Source organism: Shimia sagamensis, assembly GCF_900182745.1.
Taxonomy (GTDB): Bacteria; Pseudomonadota; Alphaproteobacteria; order Rhodobacterales; family Rhodobacteraceae; genus Shimia; species Shimia sagamensis.
In genome coordinates this window covers 77,872-95,534 of the sequence record NZ_FXTY01000004.1, presented here as the reverse complement: position 1 = coordinate 95,534, position 17,663 = coordinate 77,872, and the positions used below count along the sequence as shown (strand labels likewise).

Below are 17,663 nucleotides of genomic sequence, written 5' to 3'. Positions count from 1 at the left end.
TCTTACTCGTTTGGCGCAGCGGTCAGTGTCCGCCGCCAAACACCCCGGTGCGCACCGGATAGTCCACGGCGATCTCATACTCCGGATCGTCATCACTATCGACCATCAGGTTGCCCGCTTTAGACAGCAGTTCATGACAATCGCGGCTCAGGTGACGCAGCACGACCTGCTTGCCAGCGGCTTCATATTTGCCAGCCAGAGCCTCAATTGCCTGCAACGCCGACTGGTCCACCACCCGCGAGCGGGCAAAGTCCACAATCACATGCGCTGGGTCACTTTCGATCTCAAACAGCTCGCCAAATCCTTCGGCGGAGCCAAAGAACAGCGGCCCTTCGATCTCATAAACCTTCGCACCCGGATCACTCTCGCTTTCACGGGTGTTGGCATGAATACGGCGCGCGTTCTGCCAGCTATAGGCCAGCGCAGACACGATCACACCAACCACAACCGCCACCGCGAGGTCTTCGAGCACGGTCACAACTGTCACCAGCACAATCACAAAGGCGTCCATTTTGGGCACGCGGCGCATGATCTGGAAGCTGTTCCAGGCAAACGTGCCAATCACCACCATGAACATCACGCCCACCAGCGCGGCCAGCGGGATACGCTCAATCAGCGGGCTGGCCACCACGATAAACGCCAACAGGAACAGCGCCGCCGCGATGCCAGCAATCCGCGTACGGCCACCGGATTTCACGTTGATCATTGACTGACCAATCATCGCACAGCCGCCCATGCCACCGAAGAACCCGGTCACAACATTGGCCGTACCTTGCGCGATACACTCTTGGGATGCACCACCACGCTTGCCGGTCATCTCGCCCACAAGGTTCAGTGTCAGCAGGCTTTCGATCAGACCAATTGCCGCCAGGATCACCGCGTATGGCAGGATGATCCACAGGGTTTCAAGGTTGAACGGTGCCAACAGTGCAGGTGGATAAATCCCCTCACCAGAACCAAACGGTACGTGGAAGCTTGGGAAGCCCCCTTTGATCGAGGCCATGTCACCCACAGTTGGCACGTTGATGCCAAATACAATCACGATGATCGCGGTGATCCCAATGCCTGCCAGCGGCGCTGGAATGGCTTTGGTCAGCTTAGGAAGCCCCCAAATAATACCCATGGTCAACGCCACAAGGCCCAACATCATCACCAACTGAGCCCACGGCAACCATGCCTCTGTGTTTGTTGGGTCCTTAAATTGAGTCAGCTGCGCCAGGAAAATCACAATCGCCAGACCGTTCACAAAGCCCAACATCACCGGATGTGGCACAAGACGGATGAATTTGCCCCAATGCAACGCGCCAGCAATAATCTGCAAAACCCCCATCAAGATCACAGTCGCAAACAGGTATTCCACCCCGTGCTGCGCCACCAAGGCCACCATCACCACCGCCAACGCACCAGTTGCACCGGAGATCATACCCGGACGACCACCAATCAACGCGGTGATCAAGCCGACCAAAAAGGCCGCGTAAAGCCCCACCAACGGGTGCACACCTGCCACAAAGGCAAAGGCCACCGCTTCGGGCACCAAGGCCAATGCCACGGTCAGGCCAGACAAAACTTCAGTCTTAACCCGACCGGGTGTGAACCCCTCGTCCTGCATAATGGACAGGTTGGGGGGAGAAATATTCTTGGCCAGCATGGCCAACGCCGCGCGTCTCATGAGTGTACCTGCGTAAATTTGGGAGTGTTCGCTTGGCGCCTCCCTAGCGGGTTTGCCCTTAACAAACAATAGTGATGGCCGCTTGGGCCGATCTGTGTCCCGATTGCCCTTCTGATGGTCCCATTTTGCACCTCGGTGATACCGACGCATTACAGATGTGTTACTGACCCGGCTTTACCTTGCAATTCCCGCCTCTTGCGCCCAAGACTTTGCCCAAAGTACTGCACTGGGAGACGGGCATGACAGAGGCCAGCAAAGAAACCATGATCGCCGTGATTGGCGGCTCCGGCATCTATGACATTGACGGCTTGGAAGACGCCAAATGGCAGGCAGTGGAAAGCCCCTTTGGCACTCCGTCTGACGAGATTCTCACAGGCCGTTTGGGTGGCGTGAAAATGGCCTTCCTGCCACGTCATGGCCGCGGCCACGTGCACACGCCCACTTCTGTGCCTTACCGCGCCAACATCGATGCGCTAAAACGTCTGGGCGTGACCGATGTGATCTCAGTGTCTGCCACAGGCTCCTTCCGCGAAGACATGGCGCCGGGCGATTTTGTCATTGTGGATCAATTCATTGACCGCACCTTTGCGCGTGAGAAATCTTTCTTTGGCCCCGGCCTTGTTGCGCATGTCAGTGTTGCCCATCCCACCTGCCCGCGCCTCTCAGACGCCTGCCTCACAGCTGCCACCGATGCTGGCATCACGGTGCACAAGGGCGGCACCTACCTTGCGATGGAAGGCCCGCAGTTCTCCACGCTGGCGGAAAGCAAAATGTACCGCGAAAGCTGGGGGGCGGATGTGATTGGCATGACCAATATGCCCGAAGCCAAACTGGCCCGCGAAGCTGAGCTTTGCTATGCCTCGGTTGCGATGGTCACCGACTATGACAGCTGGCACCCCGAGCACGGTGAAGTTGATGTCACTGAAATCATTGACACATTGACCGGTAACTCCGAAAAAGCCCGCAATCTCGTACGCGGCCTCCCTGCTCTCTTGGGCGCAAAGCGTGCTGACTGTGAACACGGCTGCGACAAGGCTTTGGAGTTTGCCATCATGACAGCTCCGGACAAACGCGACCCTGCGATGATCGCCAAGCTCGATGCTGTCGCCGGTCGCGTGCTTGCAGGCTAATTCCCACTGGACCAAATCCCATATCACCTATTTGATAGGGCCTGTTGATTCATTTGCAGGCCCTTTCTCATGTCCCTCGATCTCTGGCTGACCTTTGTCGCCGCCTCTTTCGCGCTCTTGCTGATCCCCGGCCCCACCATTCTGCTGGTGCTAAGCTATGCGCTCACCCAAGGTCGCAAGGTCGCCGTCGCCACCGCAGCGGGTGTCGCTCTTGGTGATCTGATTGCCATGACCGCGTCCCTATTGGGGCTTGGTGCCCTTGTGCTGGCCTCCGCCACCGCGTTTATGGTGCTCAAATGGGTGGGCGCCGCGTACCTGCTCTGGCTCGGCTACAAGATGCTGCGCAGCGCCGGTCACGCCAGCCTGGGCGACATCAGCAAATCCGCCGACCTGCCTGCGCGCGGCGTGTTTGGTCACGCTGCTGCCGTCACAGCCCTAAACCCCAAAAGCATCGGCTTCTTTATCGCCTTTGTACCGCAGTTCATTGACCCAACGACAGCGATGTTGCCGCAATTTGCCATCCTGATCAGCACCTTTGTCACGCTCGCCGCGCTCAATGCCCTGGCCTATGCGCTGCTGGCAGATCGCTTGCGCAGCCGCATTGAACGCCCAGCTGTGATGCATGGTTTGACCCGCCTGGGTGGCGTCACATTGATGGGGATGGGACTGCTGACCGCAACTCTTAAGCGCGCCGCTTAACGCCTGTTTTTCTTCATAAATTTACGAATGAAACCGCGAATTTCACGCGCAGCGCTGGTGTCCAGTTCCTTACACAGGTCGACAAAGGCATCGCGCTCTTCTTTGTCCAGCCGCAACACCAGCTGACTGTCTTTTTTGTGCTTGGATTTTGTCTTGGACTTAGATTTGCTCTTGGACTTGGCCACGCTATCAGCTGCGTCCGACTGCGCTTCATTCTTTGATCCCACGCGACGCCCACCCGTGCTGTTACCCAATCCTAATCTGTGCTTACAGACCGCACCCCACACCCGTCCAGAACAAAGTCGTCACACCGCGACAAACTCCACTCTTGCGCGACACGCCCGCATCCGCCAAACCTGCTTCGTCTGAAATTTACCACCGGAACATAAGATGCCCAAAAGCGCCGACGTCAAAGACTACATTCGCACCATTGTTGATTTCCCGCACGAGGGCATCATGTTCCGCGATGTCACCACGCTGTTTGCCGACCCGCGCGGCTTCCGCATGGCAATTGACCAGATGTTGCACCCCTACGCGGGCACTCGCATCGACAAAGTTGTGGGTCTGGAAGCGCGTGGCTTTATCCTTGGCGGCGCCATTGCCCACCAGCTCAGCGTAGGTTTTGTGCCCATCCGCAAAAAAGGAAAACTGCCCGGCACCACCATCTCACAGGACTATAAGCTTGAATATGGCGAGGCGATTGTCGAAATCCACGACGACGCCATCCAGCCAGGTGAACAAGTGCTTGTGGTCGACGATCTTCTCGCCACCGGCGGCACGGCCGAAGCGGGTATCAAGCTGATCGAGCGCTTGGGGGGCGAGATCATCAGCTGTTCTTTCATCATCGACCTGCCAGAGCTTGGCGGCCGCAAGAAACTTGAGTCCATGGGCATGGATGTCTCTGTGCTCTGTGAGTTCGACGGGCTGTAATGGGGCGTTGCCCCGTCGCCTCCGGCGACTCCCCAGGATATTTGAAGAATGAGAAGACCTAGGGCGCAAGCACCGCGCCCGGGTTCATGATACCTTTAGGGTCCAGCGCCGTTTTGATGGCGCGCATCGCCGCCAGGCGCGTTGGATCGCCATATGTCTCCAAGTCTACAACTTTCAAACGTCCCACACCGTGCTCCGCACTGAAGGAACCACCATATTGGTGCACGAGGTCGTAAATCTGTGTGCTCAGCCCGTGCCGGATGTCATCAAAGTCATGCCGGCTGCGGCCCTTGGGAGGGAACAGGTTATAGTGCAAATTGCCGTCGCCAAGATGGCCAAAGCAGTTGATCCGCAATGGGCATTGCGCGGCAATCTTAGCGCTCATCTCCGCAATAAATTCCGGCAGCGCCTCGAGCGGCAGTGAAATGTCGTGGCTCGCCACCGAGCCAACAGCCTTGTTCGCCACCGGAATATGCTCGCGCAGGTTCCAGAAGTCATCCCGCTGACGTGCGCTTTGCGCAATCAATCCGTCGTCCACCAAGCCTTCCTCAAGCGCTTGGCCAAACAGGTCTTCCAGCAGTTTTTCCGCCCCCGAGCCGGTGCCCACTTCAATCAACACGGACCACTCCGGCGGCGTGTCACACGGCAGCCGTACATCGGGCAGCGTTTCTGCCACAAAATCCATGCCATGACGGTGCATCAACTCAAAAGCAGAGACTGCTTCGTCCACACACTCCCGTGCCAAAGCCAGCAAGCGCAACGCCGCGGCTGGGTCTGTCACCACCATGATGGCTGTAGCCACTGATTTGGGCCGGGCAAACAGCTTCAACGTTGCCGCAGTGATCACACCCAATGTGCCTTCCGCCCCCACCAAGAGGTTGCGCAGATCATAGCCGGTGTTGTCTTTACGCAGCCGGGTCAGCCCGTGCCAAATCTCACCGGTGGGCAGCACCGCCTCCAGTCCCAGACACAAATCCCGCGCATTACCATAGCGCAGCACATTCACGCCGCCGGCGTTGGTCGCCAGATTGCCGCCAATACGGGCTGTGCCTTCTGCGCCCAAGGACAGGGGGAACAATCGATTTGCCGCCTCCGCTGCCGTCTGCACATCTTTTAAGATCACGCCGGCCTCAGCCACCATCACATTTTCCAAAGGCCGCACTTCGCGCACCTTGTTCATCCGCTCCAGGGACAAGATCACCGGCTTGGCGCCGTCGGTCACAACTTGACCACCCACAAGCCCGGTGCCACCACCATAAGGCACCACTGGCACCTCAGACGCATTGCACGCCTTAACAATGGTGGACACCTCATCCACTGAACGCGGCAGCGCCACAACGCCCCCATTGCCAAAAGACCGCCCACGCGGTTCTTCCAGATAGCGCGGTTCCGGCGCACGCAACGTGCCCTCAGGCAGATGTTCAGAAAGGGATTGGACAAATTCGGGGGAGGCATCATGTAAACTCATGCGCCTGATTTACGCGGACCGCGCCGCAAGGTCCACGAAAAATCCTTTACGGGTCCTGCAGATAGCGCGGCATCAGAACTTTGATCGTGGGCGTTTTCGGCAAGTCGCGAAGACTAACTGTCAGACTGGAACGACCACTGTTCTCGACAAGATATGTGTCTGACATCCCGGTCAAAAACGCCCGTAACGTCCAATCCTCAAACCAATGCATCGGAATCACCACCTGCGCCTTGAGCCGCTTGAGCACCCGCATCATGGTGGGCACATCAAGGCTCATCCCGCCGTCCACCGCTGCCATCACCACATCCAGCCGCCCCAAGGCTGCATATTGCGCCTCATTGGGCTCGTGATGCAAATGCCCCAAATGGCCAATGCACAGGCCCGCCACCTCAAACACAAAGATCGAGTTGCCCTTTTGCTCCACGCCGCCAAAGCTGCGGATGTCGGTGGAGACATTACGCACCAGCATCGATCCCAAATCCAGATGATGCTCAATTCCCAACCCATAACCGCCCCACCCCGGCAACACATGCGGGATTGCTGGATCGGGGTTGGTGGTCCAATGCGTGGTGTGTGCGTGGTTCATCGTAACCACATCCGGCACCAGATTGGTCACCCCAAGAAACCCCGTATAGTCAGTGACCGCATTCAGGCCATCATGGCTCTGGATCAGGAATGACGCATGGCTGATATAGCTGATCCGCACCGCGTGCTCCGCCACCGGTTCACGAAACGACGCCTTATGCAGATATTCAATCCCCGGCACCTGTGCCAAAGCAATACAATGACTGGGCCGCCGATCCTGCGCCGTTGCCGCGCTCGCCAGCATTACAAACAAAATCACAAGAAACCGCATTCTGCTCTCCCCCGGGTCTCGACAGGATAGCAGAAATCACATGATCTGGCGTTCACACTTTTGGGGAGCTTAAACCTGTCCCGCCAAGGTACGGCCCCGCCGATCATGGCGCAGCGCCGCATAAAGCACATGTGTGCGCCAGCGCCCGTTGATCTGAAGGTAGCTCTGCGCGACACCTTCATATTTGAAACCAGAGTTTTCCAGCACGCCGCGACTGGCGACGTTTTCCGGCAAACAGGCCGCTTCAATCCGGCTCAAATCTAAGCGCGTGAAGGCATGATGCACCACCGCCTCTATGGCCTCGCTCATTAAGCCCTGACGCGCAAATTGCTGCCCAACCCAATAGCCCAAAGTACCGGCCTGCGCAGGCCCCCGCCGGATATTGTCCAGCGTAATAGCCCCGACCAGCGCATTGTCGGTACGGCGGAACATAAACAGGGGCACCGCGGTGTCATTGGAGATCGAGCGCTGTGCCCAGTAAACGCGGTTGGTGAAACTCTTACGACTCAGATGAGAGCTGGCCCAGACCGGCTCCCAGGGGATCAGAAAATCCGCACTGGCAGAGCGCAACTCCGCCCACTCGCGAAAGTCCGAATGGACTGGCGGGCGCAAGGTCATGCGCTCGGTATCAATCCGAACCTTTCGACGAGTCAGAAGCATTAGGCTGCACGCCTCGCTTCCAATGCTTCAAGTGAAGGGGCAGCAGACACTGGCCCATAAAGCGCCATTGCACTGCGGGCTTGGCTGGCCATTTGCTCAGCAAGCCGGCGCACATCTGCGTCAGAGACGCCATCAATACGTTCCACGGTTTCCGGCAAGGTTGGAATTTGGCCCCAAATTGCCAGCATGCGCGCCAAACGTTCTGCACGGCTCGACGGGCTTTCCAGCCCCATCAACAGCCCTGCCTTCATCTGTGTGCGTGCCCGCGCAATCTCCACCGGGTTCATGTCATCAGCCGCGCGCTTGAGCTCATCAATGGTGATCTCGGCAAGCTCGCCAATCTGCTCACCAGACGTCCCGGCGTAGATCGTTGTCATGCCAGTATCCGCATACGCCCCGGTCTGAGCAAAGATCGCATAACACAGCCCGCGCTTTTCGCGCACTTCCTGGAACAGACGGCTCGACATGCCGCCGCCCAAAGCGCTCGAATAAATCTGCGCTGTGTAAATATCCGGGCTGCAATAGTCCGGACTCTCAAAGCCAATTGCAAAATGTGCCTGTTCCAGCGCCTTTTCAGTGCGGTATTCGCCTCCGGCAAAATGCGCAGGCACCAGCTCAATCACCGGACCACGCTCCAGATGGCCAAACATCTCTTCCGCCATGCGCACAATTTCATCGTGGTCCACCGCCCCTGCAGCCGACAGGATCATACGTTCCGGGCGGTAGTGCTCAGCCACAAAGGCAGACAGATCCTCCCGCCCAAAGCGGCGCACATGGTCGTCCTCGCCCAGAATGGTGCGTCCAATTGGCTGATCCGGGTAGGCCCGTTCCTGCAACCAGTCAAACACCACATCGTCCGGCGTATCCAGCGCCTGGCCGATCTCCTGCAGGATCACACCGCGTTCGATCTCGATCTCATTGGGATCAAAGATCGGGTTCAATACAATGTCACCCACCACATCCAAGGCCAACGCCACGTCGTCTTTGAGCACCCGCGCGTAATAGGCGGTCACCTCACGACTGGTATAAGCGTTGATATAGCCGCCAACGTCTTCGATGGTTTCCGCAATCTCCAACGCGTTCCGGCGCTTGGTGCCTTTGAAAGCCATATGCTCCAGGAAATGCGCAATGCCATTTTGCGGCGCGCGCTCATGACGCCCACCGGCGCTGACCCAGATGCCAATCGAGGCGCTCTCAAGCCCTGGCATGTGTTCTGTGGCGATCTGAAACCCGTTCGCGAGTGTGTGCAGTTTGACTGTCAACGCTGTGATATCCGTTCCTTGATAAGCGCTTCCAATGCGCCCAAATCATTGGGAACACGGGTTACACGTTCGTCTTTATCCATCATATCCGCCATGTGAGGCGGCAGTGCTGGCCGCGCGCCCATTGCGGCCTCAACCGCATCCGGGAACTTGGCCGGGTGAGCCGTTGCCAAAGTGACCATGGGCACTTCGCCCAAATAGGCATTCGCGACCTTTACGCCAACCGCTGAGTGGGGGCAAAGAACTTCTCCACACGAGGTAAATTCATGGGCAATGGTGGCGTTGGTTTCTTCCTCGGAGGCACGACCGCTGTCAAAATGCTCGCGCAGCGTTTCCATCGCACCCTGCGACACGGCAAACGCCCCATCGTTGAGCTCTTCCATCAACTGCGCCACGGCATTGCCATCACGCCCATAGGCATCAAACAACGCGCGCTCAAAGTTGGAGCTGACCTGAATGTCCATTGACGGGCTGATCGACGGCGTCACGCCTTCTTTGGTGTAGGCGCCGGTTTCCATGGTACGGTGCAGAATGTCATTTTGGTTGGTCGCAATCACCAGGCGGTCGATGGGCAGGCCCATCTTCTTGGCGATGTAACCTGCAAAAATGTCGCCAAAGTTGCCCGTTGGCACGGTGAAGCTCACCTTGCGATGTGGTGCGCCCAAGGACACAGCGGACGTAAAGTAATACACCACCTGCGCCAACACCCGCGCCCAGTTGATCGAGTTCACGCCGGCCAGCTTGACGCCATCGCGGAACTCAAAATCGTTGAACATGTCTTTGAGCTTGGCTTGGCAATCGTCAAAATCACCATCCAACGCCAGCGCATGCACGTTGGCATCTTCGGGCGTGGTCATCTGCTTGCGCTGAATGTCAGACACACGACCATGTGGGAACAGGATGAACACATCCACATTGCTGAGGCCACGGAAGGCCTCAATCGCTGCAGAGCCGGTATCGCCGGAGGTCGCACCGACAATCGTCACGCGCTCATTGCGCCGCGCCAGAGAGAACTGAAACAGCTGGCCAATCAACTGCATCGCAAAATCTTTAAACGCCAACGTCGGGCCGTGAAACAGCTCCAGAAGGTGGTGGTTGGGTGCCAATTGCACCAACGGTGCACGGGCCTCATGGCGGAAATTGGCATAGGCCCGCGCAATGATGCCTTTGAACTCCTCGTCCGTGAACGCATCGCCCACAAATGGCCGCATCACGATGAACGCCGCCTCTTCGTACGACTTGCCCGCCAGCCCAGCGATCTCTTCAGCAGACAGCGTCGGAATGCTCTCTGGAACGTACAGGCCACCATCACGTGCAAGACCTGTCAACATGGCCTCTTCAAAGCTCAGCTCCGGGGCGTTTCCACGGGTCGAAATATATTTCACGTCTCTCAGGCCTTTTTGGTTTTGCGCATCCGGCGCAGGTAATACAGGGTCATCGCCACCCAGACAATTGCCAGTCCGTACCATGTCAGGACATATTCGAGGTGATTGTTGGGCAAGGTGGCAGTATCGATCGGCAATGGCGTGACAATTGCGCCCTTATCGGTGTCTTCCCGCACAATCAGCAGCACCGGCTCCGCAGAGAGCACCTCAGCCATCTGATCCACATCCCGCGCAAACCAGATGTTACCGTCCACATCATTTGCCGGCGTGTAGCTGTCCCGCTCATCCGGCCAATGCAGATTTCCAACCACCTTAACAGCGTGCGCGGGACGGGCGGAATCCTTGTCTGCGGTTTTGATCCAACCGCGATCAATCATGATCCGACGGCCACTGTCTGTCTCAAAGGCCGCCACCAACCGGTACACAGCCCCCGCATCACGGGTGCTTGCCAACAGGTGAATTTCCTCTTCGGTGATAGTGCCAGATGCGGTCACAGGCAGGTACTTGTCCCGTTCAACATCTATGGGATCAGGCAGCGCCACAGGGGCGCTGGCAATCCGTGCGTCAATCTCCGCGATCACGCCCTCTTTCCACGTCAGCCTCTGCAACTGCCAGGTGCCCAACGACACCAGCACCACCGTGCCCAGAATGCCAAACAACAGAGGCAAGAACAGTCGACGCAAGGCAGGGATCCTTCTCAATGGAAAAGCGCGGCAGAACCTGCCGCGCTTTGCTTTAATCGTATCCGGTCTAAAGGATCAACCTTTAGCGCGCAGCCTTACTGGCCCCAAATGTAAACCGCTGCAAACAGGAACAGCCAGACCACATCCACAAAGTGCCAGTACCAGGCAGCCGCTTCAAAACCGACGTGCTTTTCTTTGGTGAAGTGACCCGCGTTCAGACGCAACAGGCAGACAAACAGGAAGATTGTGCCAATGATCACATGGAAACCGTGAAAACCGGTCGCCATGAAGAAGGACGCGCCGTAGATGTTGCCGGAGAAGCTGAACGCCGCGTGGCTGTATTCATAAGCTTGGAACACAGTGAAGATCACACCCAGCAGAACCGCGATGATCAGGCCGTGTTTCATGTCTTTGCGGTTGTCTTCATGTGCCAGCGCGTGGTGCGCCCAGGTCGCGGCACAGCCGGAACACAGCAGGATCAGCGTGTTGATCAGCGGCAGGTGCCATGGATCAAATGTTTCAATTCCAGCGGGTGGCCAAGGACCATCCACAGCTGGGCTGTTGCCACCCGGATCCATTGGGTACATGCGGTGTTTGAAGAAGGTCCAGAACCACGCCAAGAAGAACATTACTTCAGACATGATAAACAGGATGAAGCCGTAGCGCAGGCCAATCTGCACCACCGGTGTGTGATCGCCCACATTGCTTTCCGTGATGACGTCAGCCCACCAGCCAAACATGACGTACAAAACGCCAACCAGGCCAACAAGGAACATCCAAGGACCGTTGTCGTGCATCCACATCACTGCGCCAAACAGCATGATGAAACCACTAACGGCGCCCAGGAACGGCCACCAAGAGGGGTTCAAAATATGATAATCGTGATCTTTTACGTGCGCCATGTTTTCCATTTCCCTCGTTGGAAGGCTTGCTTTTAGTTTTGCTTTTACTCACCCACTGTCGTCAAGGACGCCAGTTCTTCGGGTAAGTCGGTTTCATAAAAGGTGTATCCCAAAGTGATCACCTTGATGTATTTTGCGTCCCGGTCATCCACGATTTCCGGATCCACGTAGAAGCTCACCGGCATCGTCACCCGTTCACCGGGTTGCAGCACCTGCTCTTCAAAGCAGAAGCAATCGATCTTGGTGAAAAACCCACCCGCATCATAGGGCGCCACATTGTAGCTCGCGGTGCCGGCAATCGGACGGTTGGTGGGGTTGTAGGCTTCGTAAAATGCCAGACCAGTCTCACCAATCCGGATCTCCATCTCGCGCTGCAGAGGTTTGAACTCCCATGCCATGTCGCGCTCGATAGAGGCGTCAAACCGCACCTTGATGGTCTTATCCAGGATCACGTCGCTGCCGGTTTCAGCCACGTCAGTCACGCCACCAAAGCCGGTCACCCGGCAGAACCAGTCATAAAACGGCACCGATGCCCACGCCAGCGCGCCCATCACAAGGACAACGCTCACTGTTTGCATCAGTGTCTTTTTCTTCGGGTCCATCGCCATTACTGGTCTCTCTGGATGCTGGCGTTTTCCGGTTCATAGTCGCCGCGGGTGACTTTCACCACGGTCAGACCAAATACAATCACAATGAAGCTCACCAATACCAGCGCAACTCCAAGGTTGCGACTAAAGCGGCGCTTGTGCAGTTCATGTTCTTCACGAAAGCTCATCTCTTTACCATCCTCCGATGCCATAGGGGGCCAACGTGGCCTCTGCCAAAATCGCACCAAAATGCAGGAACAGGTAAATCAGCGACAGACCAAAGAACGCTTTTTCACGCTTGTAGCCGTCAGCTTCGGAAATCTCTTCATCACGCCGCCAGAGAGAGAACGCGCCGGCCACAAACAAGCCGTTCAGGATCAAAGCGGTGGTCAGGTAAATCGGGCCGCCCACACCGGTGAACGCCATGCCAATCGCAACAATGGCAAGCAACAGCGTGTAAACCAGAATGTGGTTGCGGGTCACGCGGCGACCATGGGTCACGTGCAACATCGGCACGCCCGCGTCTTTGTAGTCGGATTTCATAAACAGGCACAGCGCCCAGAAATGTGGCGGAGTCCACATGAAGGTCAACGTGAACATCAGCACGCTCTCAATCGAAATGCCGCCGGTCACAACCGCCCAGCCGATCATCGGAGGGAAGGCCCCTGCCGCACCACCAATCACGATGTTCTGCGGGGTCCAGCGTTTGAGCCACATGGTGTAGATCACCACATAGAAGAAAATTGTGAAGGCCAGCAGGCCAGCCGCCACCCAGTTTGCGGCCAAGCCCAGCATCACCACTGCAAACCCGGACAGCGCCACGCCAACAGCCAGCGCTTCGCCTTCGGTGACTTTACCAGCTGGAATTGGACGGCTTTGGGTGCGTTTCATCAACCGATCGATGTCAGCATCATACCACATGTTCAAAGCTCCGGAGGCACCGCCGCCGACCGCAATGAACAGTATCGCGCAGAACGCCACAAACGGATGCACAGAGCCCGGCGCCGCCAACAGGCCCACCGCGGCGGTGAACACCACCAGCGACATCACCCGTGGTTTTAGCAGGGCGAAGTAATCGCCAAATTCTGCGTCACCATGACTGGCTCTGGCTTGCGTATTGATGCTTGCGTCGCTCATGTCTTCTCCAATTAAGGTGCGCGCCCAGCGCACACCCTACAGGCGTTGTAGGATGCGCGGTCTCCGCGCACCCAAATTTGTCGCTTAGTCTGCAGAGGCCAATGTCACACCCGGCAGGGTGGACATGTCGCCCGCGTGCTCTTCGATCGCACCTTTAAGCCAAGTAGCGTACTCGGCCTCAGACACAACTTGCACAGTGATTGGCATGTAGGAGTGGTCCTTGCCGCAAAGCTCGGAACATTGACCAAAGAAGATACCTTCTTTCTCAGCCTTGAACCAAAGCTGCGCGATACGGCCTGGGACCGCATCCTGCTTCACGCCAAAGGAGGGGATGGTCCAGCTGTGGATCACGTCCGCACCGGTCACGTCCATCACGACAGTCTTGCCCAATGGCACAACCACTTTGGTGTCGGTCGCCAGCAGGTATTCGTCTGCATTGTAACCGTTGGCCGCCAGTTCCTCTTTTTCCAACATGAAACTGTCAAAAGCAAACTCGTGGTCGGTGTACTCATAGCCCCAGTACCACTGATAGCCGGTGACTTTGATGTGCACTTCGCCTTCCGGGATTTCCTGCTGGTTGAACAGAACTGGCAGCGAGAACGACCCAATCAGCACCAGAATCAGGATAGGACCAAGGGTCCATGCAATTTCCAGCGGCGTGTTGTGGGTGAATGTGCCCGGCGTTGGGTTGGTACGGCGGTTAAAACGCACCATGCAGTAAATCAACAAACCAGTCACAAATACCGTGATGATGGTGATGATTGCCAGGATCAGGCCATCGAGGGACTGAATCTGACGGGCCAGTTCTGTGGCCGCTGGCTGGAAGCCAAGGCCCTTAGGCTCAGGCTTACCAATGATTTCGGCGGACTGCGCAATGGCAGGCGCCGCAAGTGTTGCTGCCATAAGGCCCAGGAATGTCGAGAGAATTCGCATATGTCACCCTGATCGGTTGCGGTGTTGTTCTTATTGGTGGAACAGAATCCCTAGCGCCTTTCGGCGGAATCCCGCTGTTGCTTCGCGCCTAAAAACCATATTCTCTCCCGTAGATAAAGATCGAAGCTTGCGTCAAACGGACGCTTTTTTGATTTAGATCAAATTTAGAGGCTGACCGCACATGACCCAAACCCGCTTCCAACCCTTTGAAAATGCAATAGATGAGGGCACTTCCCTGCGACATTTACGCGCTGCGACCACGGGTGCAGATGACGGTGAACTGTTTTTTGAACGCCGCAGTTCGGAGGCTTTGGTGTTTGATGACGGGCGGATCAAGACCGCCAGCTACGACGCCGCCGAAGGATTCGGCCTGCGCGCGGTGAATGGCGAGGTTGCAGGCTACGCCCATTCTTCCGAGATCAGCGAAGCCGCCATCAAACGCGCGGTGGACACCGCCCGTCTGGCCGTAGGCAATGGCGGTGGCACGCTGGCGGAGGGGCCAAAACCAACCAACCGCAAACTTTATACCGACGCGGATCCGATTGGTGGCATCGACTTCCCGGTTAAGATCGAAACCCTGCGTGACATTGACACCTTCGCACGAGATCTTGATCCCCGCGTGGTGCAAGTCTCCGCCACATTGGCAGCCTCCCACCAAGAAATTGTCATCCTGCGCCCTGATGGTCAGGTGGTAACAGACACCCGCCCCATGACCCGCGTGAATGTATCGGTGATTGTAGAGGAAAACGGCCGGCGCGAAAGTGGCTCTGCGGGCGGTGGTGGTCGCGTGGGTCTGGACGGGCTGCTTGACCCAGCTGACTGGCAGGCCAAAACCCGCGAGGCTCTGCGTGTGGCCACAGTAAACCTCTCCGCTGTCCCTGCCCCGGCTGGTCCCATGGAAGTGGTGCTTGGCCCCGGTTGGCCTGGTATCCTGCTGCACGAAGCCGTTGGCCATGGCCTTGAGGGCGACTTCAACCGCAAAGGCAGCTCCAAATTTGCTGGCATGATTGGGCAGCAGGTGGCCTCCAAAGGCGTGACCGTGATCGACGATGGCACAATTGCGGATCGTCGTGGGTCCATCACCGTGGATGACGAAGGCACACCGTCCGGCAAGAACACCCTGATCGAAGACGGTATCCTGGTGGGCTACATGCAGGACCGTCAGAATGCCCGCCTGATGGGCGTCGCCCCTACCGGCAATGGCCGTCGCGAAAGCTACGCCCACGCCCCCATGCCGCGTATGACCAACACCTATATGGAAGGTGGCGATGCTGATCCCGCCGATTTGGTCGCGTCTCTGAAAGATGGCATCTACGCCGTTGGCTTTGGCGGCGGACAGGTCGATATTACTAATGGCAAGTTTGTTTTCTCTTGTACCGAGGCCTACCGCGTACAGAACGGCAAGGTCGGCGCGCCGGTAAAAGGTGCCACATTAATAGGCGACGGAGCCACCGCCATGACCCAAATTAAAGGTCTGGGTAACGATATGGCGCTTGATCCAGGCATGGGAAACTGCGGCAAGGCCGGACAATGGGTGCCGGTTGGGGTTGGCCAACCCACTGTTTTGATGGACGGATTGACGGTTGGCGGCGCGGCCACTTAAGGCGAAGCTGTTTAAAATGTGAGGGGAATTCGTATTATTTGGTCAATTCTCAATTTTTTCCTGTTTGGTTTACGTGCTGTTAACCACTGAAAGATTAATACTTGTCATGCAAGCAGGCGGAGTTGCGGATGACCGAAGATCGAATTTCTTCCACTCACCCCCAAATCCCACCCACCACGGAGGAAGCGCGATTGACGCGGCTTCGCCTCTTGCGATCCCGACGTGTCGGGCCAACAACATATCATAGATTGATGCGGGAGCATGGATCGGCGGAGGCGGCCCTAAACGCCCTGCCCGACATAGCAAGAACTGCTGGCGTGCCCCGGTACACCCCAACATCAATCGACGACGCAAAACGCGAACTGAATGACGGCCGTGCTCTTGGAGCACGGCCTCTTTTCTTTGAAGACGCCGACTACCCGGCGCTTCTCAAAGAAATCCCCGACGCACCGCCGATGCTTTGGTGCCTCGGAGACACCAACCATCTCAACACGCCAACAGTTGCCATCATTGGCGCGCGCAATGCTTCCTCTCTCGGCTTGCGCATGGCCAAACGCCTTGCATCTGACCTTGGCGCCGCGGGTCTCACCGTTGTCTCTGGACTCGCCCGTGGCATTGACGCCACCGCGCATGAGGCTTCGCTCGAAACCGGCACCATCGCTGTCTACGCAGGTGGCCTCGCCCGGCCGTATCCATCCAAAAACCTCAACCTTGCAGCGCAGATCGCCGCTCAAGGCCTGTGTGTTTCAGAACAACGCCCAGATATGGAGCCCCGCGCGCGCCATTTCCCAGCCCGCAATCGTATCATCTCCGGCCTTGTGCGGGCTGTGGTTGTGGTTGAAGCGGCCTCCAAATCCGGCAGTCTGTTAACAGCCCGCATGGCACTCGACCAAGGTCGTGATGTTTGCGCAGTGCCCGGACACCCGTTTGACGCCCGCGCCTCCGGGGCCAATATCCTGATCCGCGACGGCGCAAGCCTGGTACGCGGCGCCGAGGATGTCCTGGACGTGCTCAACACGCTCCCTTTGCGCGCTCCGTCTGTGACAGCGCACCCCAAAGAGCCGTCCCCAAGCCGCCCGCGTCGCAGCCTGTGTGACACCGCAGCCCTCCACAATGAGATCCTGCAACGCCTCGGCCCCTCGCCTGTCAGCGAAGACCAACTGGTGCGCGACATGGTGATGTCATCCTCAGAAATCACCCCCGCCCTCTTGGATCTCGAAATGGAAGGCAAGGTCACCCGCCTGGCTGGCGGGCTACTCTCGAAAACCTAAAATGCGAGATACTTAGTGACACCACTCCGTCAACACTGGGCCAAACGCGGCACAATACTCCGGCGACGCCCACCAGGCCTCGCTGGCCGAAAGCGTGTATTCCACCGCCACCCACATGTTGCCGGACTTTGTGTACATCACATCAATGAATGGCTCTTCCCAGTCCTCAAAAAACGCGCCTCCCATGCGCTGCGAGATTGGCGTTGCGTTCAAATCAATCTTTGCCCCTCCGGGACGTTGTGCGTAAAGCCGACCGTAGCCCACGTCACCCGCCACGCGCAGGTCTTTGACGACAAACTGGACTGGCGCGCCAAGCCGCCACTCCGCAATTGGGCGGATCGCACTCATCAGATCTTTGCGTGTTTGCGTGCCCCGCGCAGGCTCTTGCCAGCTCTGCGCCAGCGCACTTCCCGCCGCGACTACCGCCAAAATCCCTGCCAAAATCAGTTGCTTCATTCGCATCTTTCTCCCTATGCGCCGCGCTCTTT

General features: G+C 57.5%; 19 protein-coding genes. 5 read left to right on the top strand and 14 right to left on the bottom strand.

The annotated features are described in order from the left end of the window. Positions 1–22: 22 nt before the first annotated feature. Complete coding sequence (locus tag QOL67_RS11295) at positions 23–1,669, bottom strand: SulP family inorganic anion transporter (protein ID WP_283426070.1); 1,647 nt, start codon at positions 1,667–1,669, stop codon at positions 23–25. Between the two features lie 239 nt (positions 1,670–1,908). Here QOL67_RS11295 and QOL67_RS11290 point away from each other — a divergent pair, with 239 nt between their 5' ends. Together QOL67_RS11290 and QOL67_RS11285 are read left to right on the top strand one after the other, a co-directional pair. Next, positions 1,909–2,799 (top strand): S-methyl-5'-thioadenosine phosphorylase, encoded by an 891-nt coding sequence (locus tag QOL67_RS11290; protein ID WP_283426069.1) that lies wholly within the window; start codon positions 1,909–1,911, stop codon positions 2,797–2,799. Positions 2,800–2,868: 69 nt separating this feature from the next. After that, a complete protein-coding gene (locus QOL67_RS11285) occupies positions 2,869–3,498 on the top strand; it encodes a LysE family translocator (RefSeq protein WP_283426068.1) in 630 nt (209 codons plus the stop codon). On the opposite strand, the gene QOL67_RS11280 is transcribed toward QOL67_RS11285, so the two are convergent. Next, the gene (locus QOL67_RS11280) at positions 3,495–3,725 is read right to left on the bottom strand and encodes a hypothetical protein (protein WP_283426067.1); all 231 of its coding nucleotides are present in this window, start codon (positions 3,723–3,725) and stop codon (positions 3,495–3,497) included. The two genes, QOL67_RS11285 and QOL67_RS11280, sit on opposite strands and share 4 nt — an antisense overlap. A gap of 163 nt (positions 3,726–3,888) precedes the next feature. Here QOL67_RS11280 and QOL67_RS11275 point away from each other — a divergent pair, with 163 nt between their 5' ends. Next, positions 3,889–4,428, top strand: coding sequence for an adenine phosphoribosyltransferase (locus QOL67_RS11275; RefSeq protein ID WP_283426066.1), 540 nt, complete (start codon positions 3,889–3,891; stop codon positions 4,426–4,428). Between the two features lie 58 nt (positions 4,429–4,486). Here QOL67_RS11275 and QOL67_RS11270 read toward each other — a convergent pair whose 3' ends face one another. The 11 genes from QOL67_RS11270 to coxB form a co-directional block, all read right to left on the bottom strand. Next, positions 4,487–5,896, bottom strand: a complete 1,410-nt coding sequence (locus tag QOL67_RS11270; RefSeq protein ID WP_283426065.1) for an FAD-binding oxidoreductase — start codon at positions 5,894–5,896, stop codon at positions 4,487–4,489. A gap of 46 nt (positions 5,897–5,942) precedes the next feature. Further along, on the bottom strand, positions 5,943–6,752 hold the full coding sequence (locus tag QOL67_RS11265; RefSeq protein WP_283426064.1) for an MBL fold metallo-hydrolase: 810 nt from the start codon (positions 6,750–6,752) through the stop codon (positions 5,943–5,945). Positions 6,753–6,821: 69 nt separating this feature from the next. Further along, positions 6,822–7,412, bottom strand: coding sequence for a GNAT family N-acetyltransferase (locus QOL67_RS11260; protein ID WP_283426063.1), 591 nt, complete (start codon positions 7,410–7,412; stop codon positions 6,822–6,824). After that, complete coding sequence (locus tag QOL67_RS11255; RefSeq protein WP_283426062.1) at positions 7,412–8,674, bottom strand: M16 family metallopeptidase; 1,263 nt, start codon at positions 8,672–8,674, stop codon at positions 7,412–7,414. Before QOL67_RS11255 ends, QOL67_RS11260 begins: the two co-directional genes overlap by 1 nt. Next, the gene (gene thrC / locus QOL67_RS11250) at positions 8,671–10,059 is read right to left on the bottom strand and encodes a threonine synthase (RefSeq protein WP_283426061.1); all 1,389 of its coding nucleotides are present in this window, start codon (positions 10,057–10,059) and stop codon (positions 8,671–8,673) included. The genes QOL67_RS11255 and thrC overlap by 4 nt, the downstream gene beginning before the upstream one ends. 5 nt (positions 10,060–10,064) lie before the next feature. Then, entirely contained in the window at positions 10,065–10,742 is a 678-nt protein-coding gene (locus QOL67_RS11245) for an SURF1 family protein (RefSeq protein ID WP_283426060.1), read from the bottom strand. A gap of 95 nt (positions 10,743–10,837) precedes the next feature. Further along, on the bottom strand, positions 10,838–11,644 hold the full coding sequence (locus QOL67_RS11240; RefSeq protein WP_283426059.1) for a cytochrome c oxidase subunit 3: 807 nt from the start codon (positions 11,642–11,644) through the stop codon (positions 10,838–10,840). A 44-nt stretch (positions 11,645–11,688) separates the two neighbouring features. Next, complete coding sequence (locus tag QOL67_RS11235) at positions 11,689–12,252, bottom strand: cytochrome c oxidase assembly protein (RefSeq protein ID WP_283426058.1); 564 nt, start codon at positions 12,250–12,252, stop codon at positions 11,689–11,691. Beyond that, positions 12,252–12,419 (bottom strand): hypothetical protein, encoded by a 168-nt coding sequence (locus QOL67_RS11230; RefSeq protein WP_283426057.1) that lies wholly within the window; start codon positions 12,417–12,419, stop codon positions 12,252–12,254. The genes QOL67_RS11235 and QOL67_RS11230 overlap by 1 nt, the downstream gene beginning before the upstream one ends. A gap of 4 nt (positions 12,420–12,423) precedes the next feature. After that, on the bottom strand, positions 12,424–13,368 hold the full coding sequence (gene cyoE, locus QOL67_RS11225; protein WP_283426056.1) for a heme o synthase: 945 nt from the start codon (positions 13,366–13,368) through the stop codon (positions 12,424–12,426). Positions 13,369–13,452: 84 nt separating this feature from the next. Beyond that, positions 13,453–14,301 (bottom strand): cytochrome c oxidase subunit II, encoded by an 849-nt coding sequence (gene coxB / locus QOL67_RS11220; RefSeq protein WP_283426055.1) that lies wholly within the window; start codon positions 14,299–14,301, stop codon positions 13,453–13,455. 181 nt (positions 14,302–14,482) lie between these two features. Between coxB and tldD the strand changes: the two genes are divergently transcribed. Next, complete coding sequence (gene tldD / locus QOL67_RS11215; protein ID WP_283426054.1) at positions 14,483–15,904, top strand: metalloprotease TldD; 1,422 nt, start codon at positions 14,483–14,485, stop codon at positions 15,902–15,904. A gap of 128 nt (positions 15,905–16,032) precedes the next feature. Then, entirely contained in the window at positions 16,033–17,175 is a 1,143-nt protein-coding gene (gene dprA, locus QOL67_RS11210) for a DNA-processing protein DprA (protein WP_283426053.1), read from the top strand. A gap of 12 nt (positions 17,176–17,187) precedes the next feature. Here dprA and QOL67_RS11205 read toward each other — a convergent pair whose 3' ends face one another. Continuing rightward, positions 17,188–17,631, bottom strand: a complete 444-nt coding sequence (locus tag QOL67_RS11205; RefSeq protein WP_283426052.1) for a hypothetical protein — start codon at positions 17,629–17,631, stop codon at positions 17,188–17,190. Positions 17,632–17,663 lie beyond the last annotated feature (32 nt).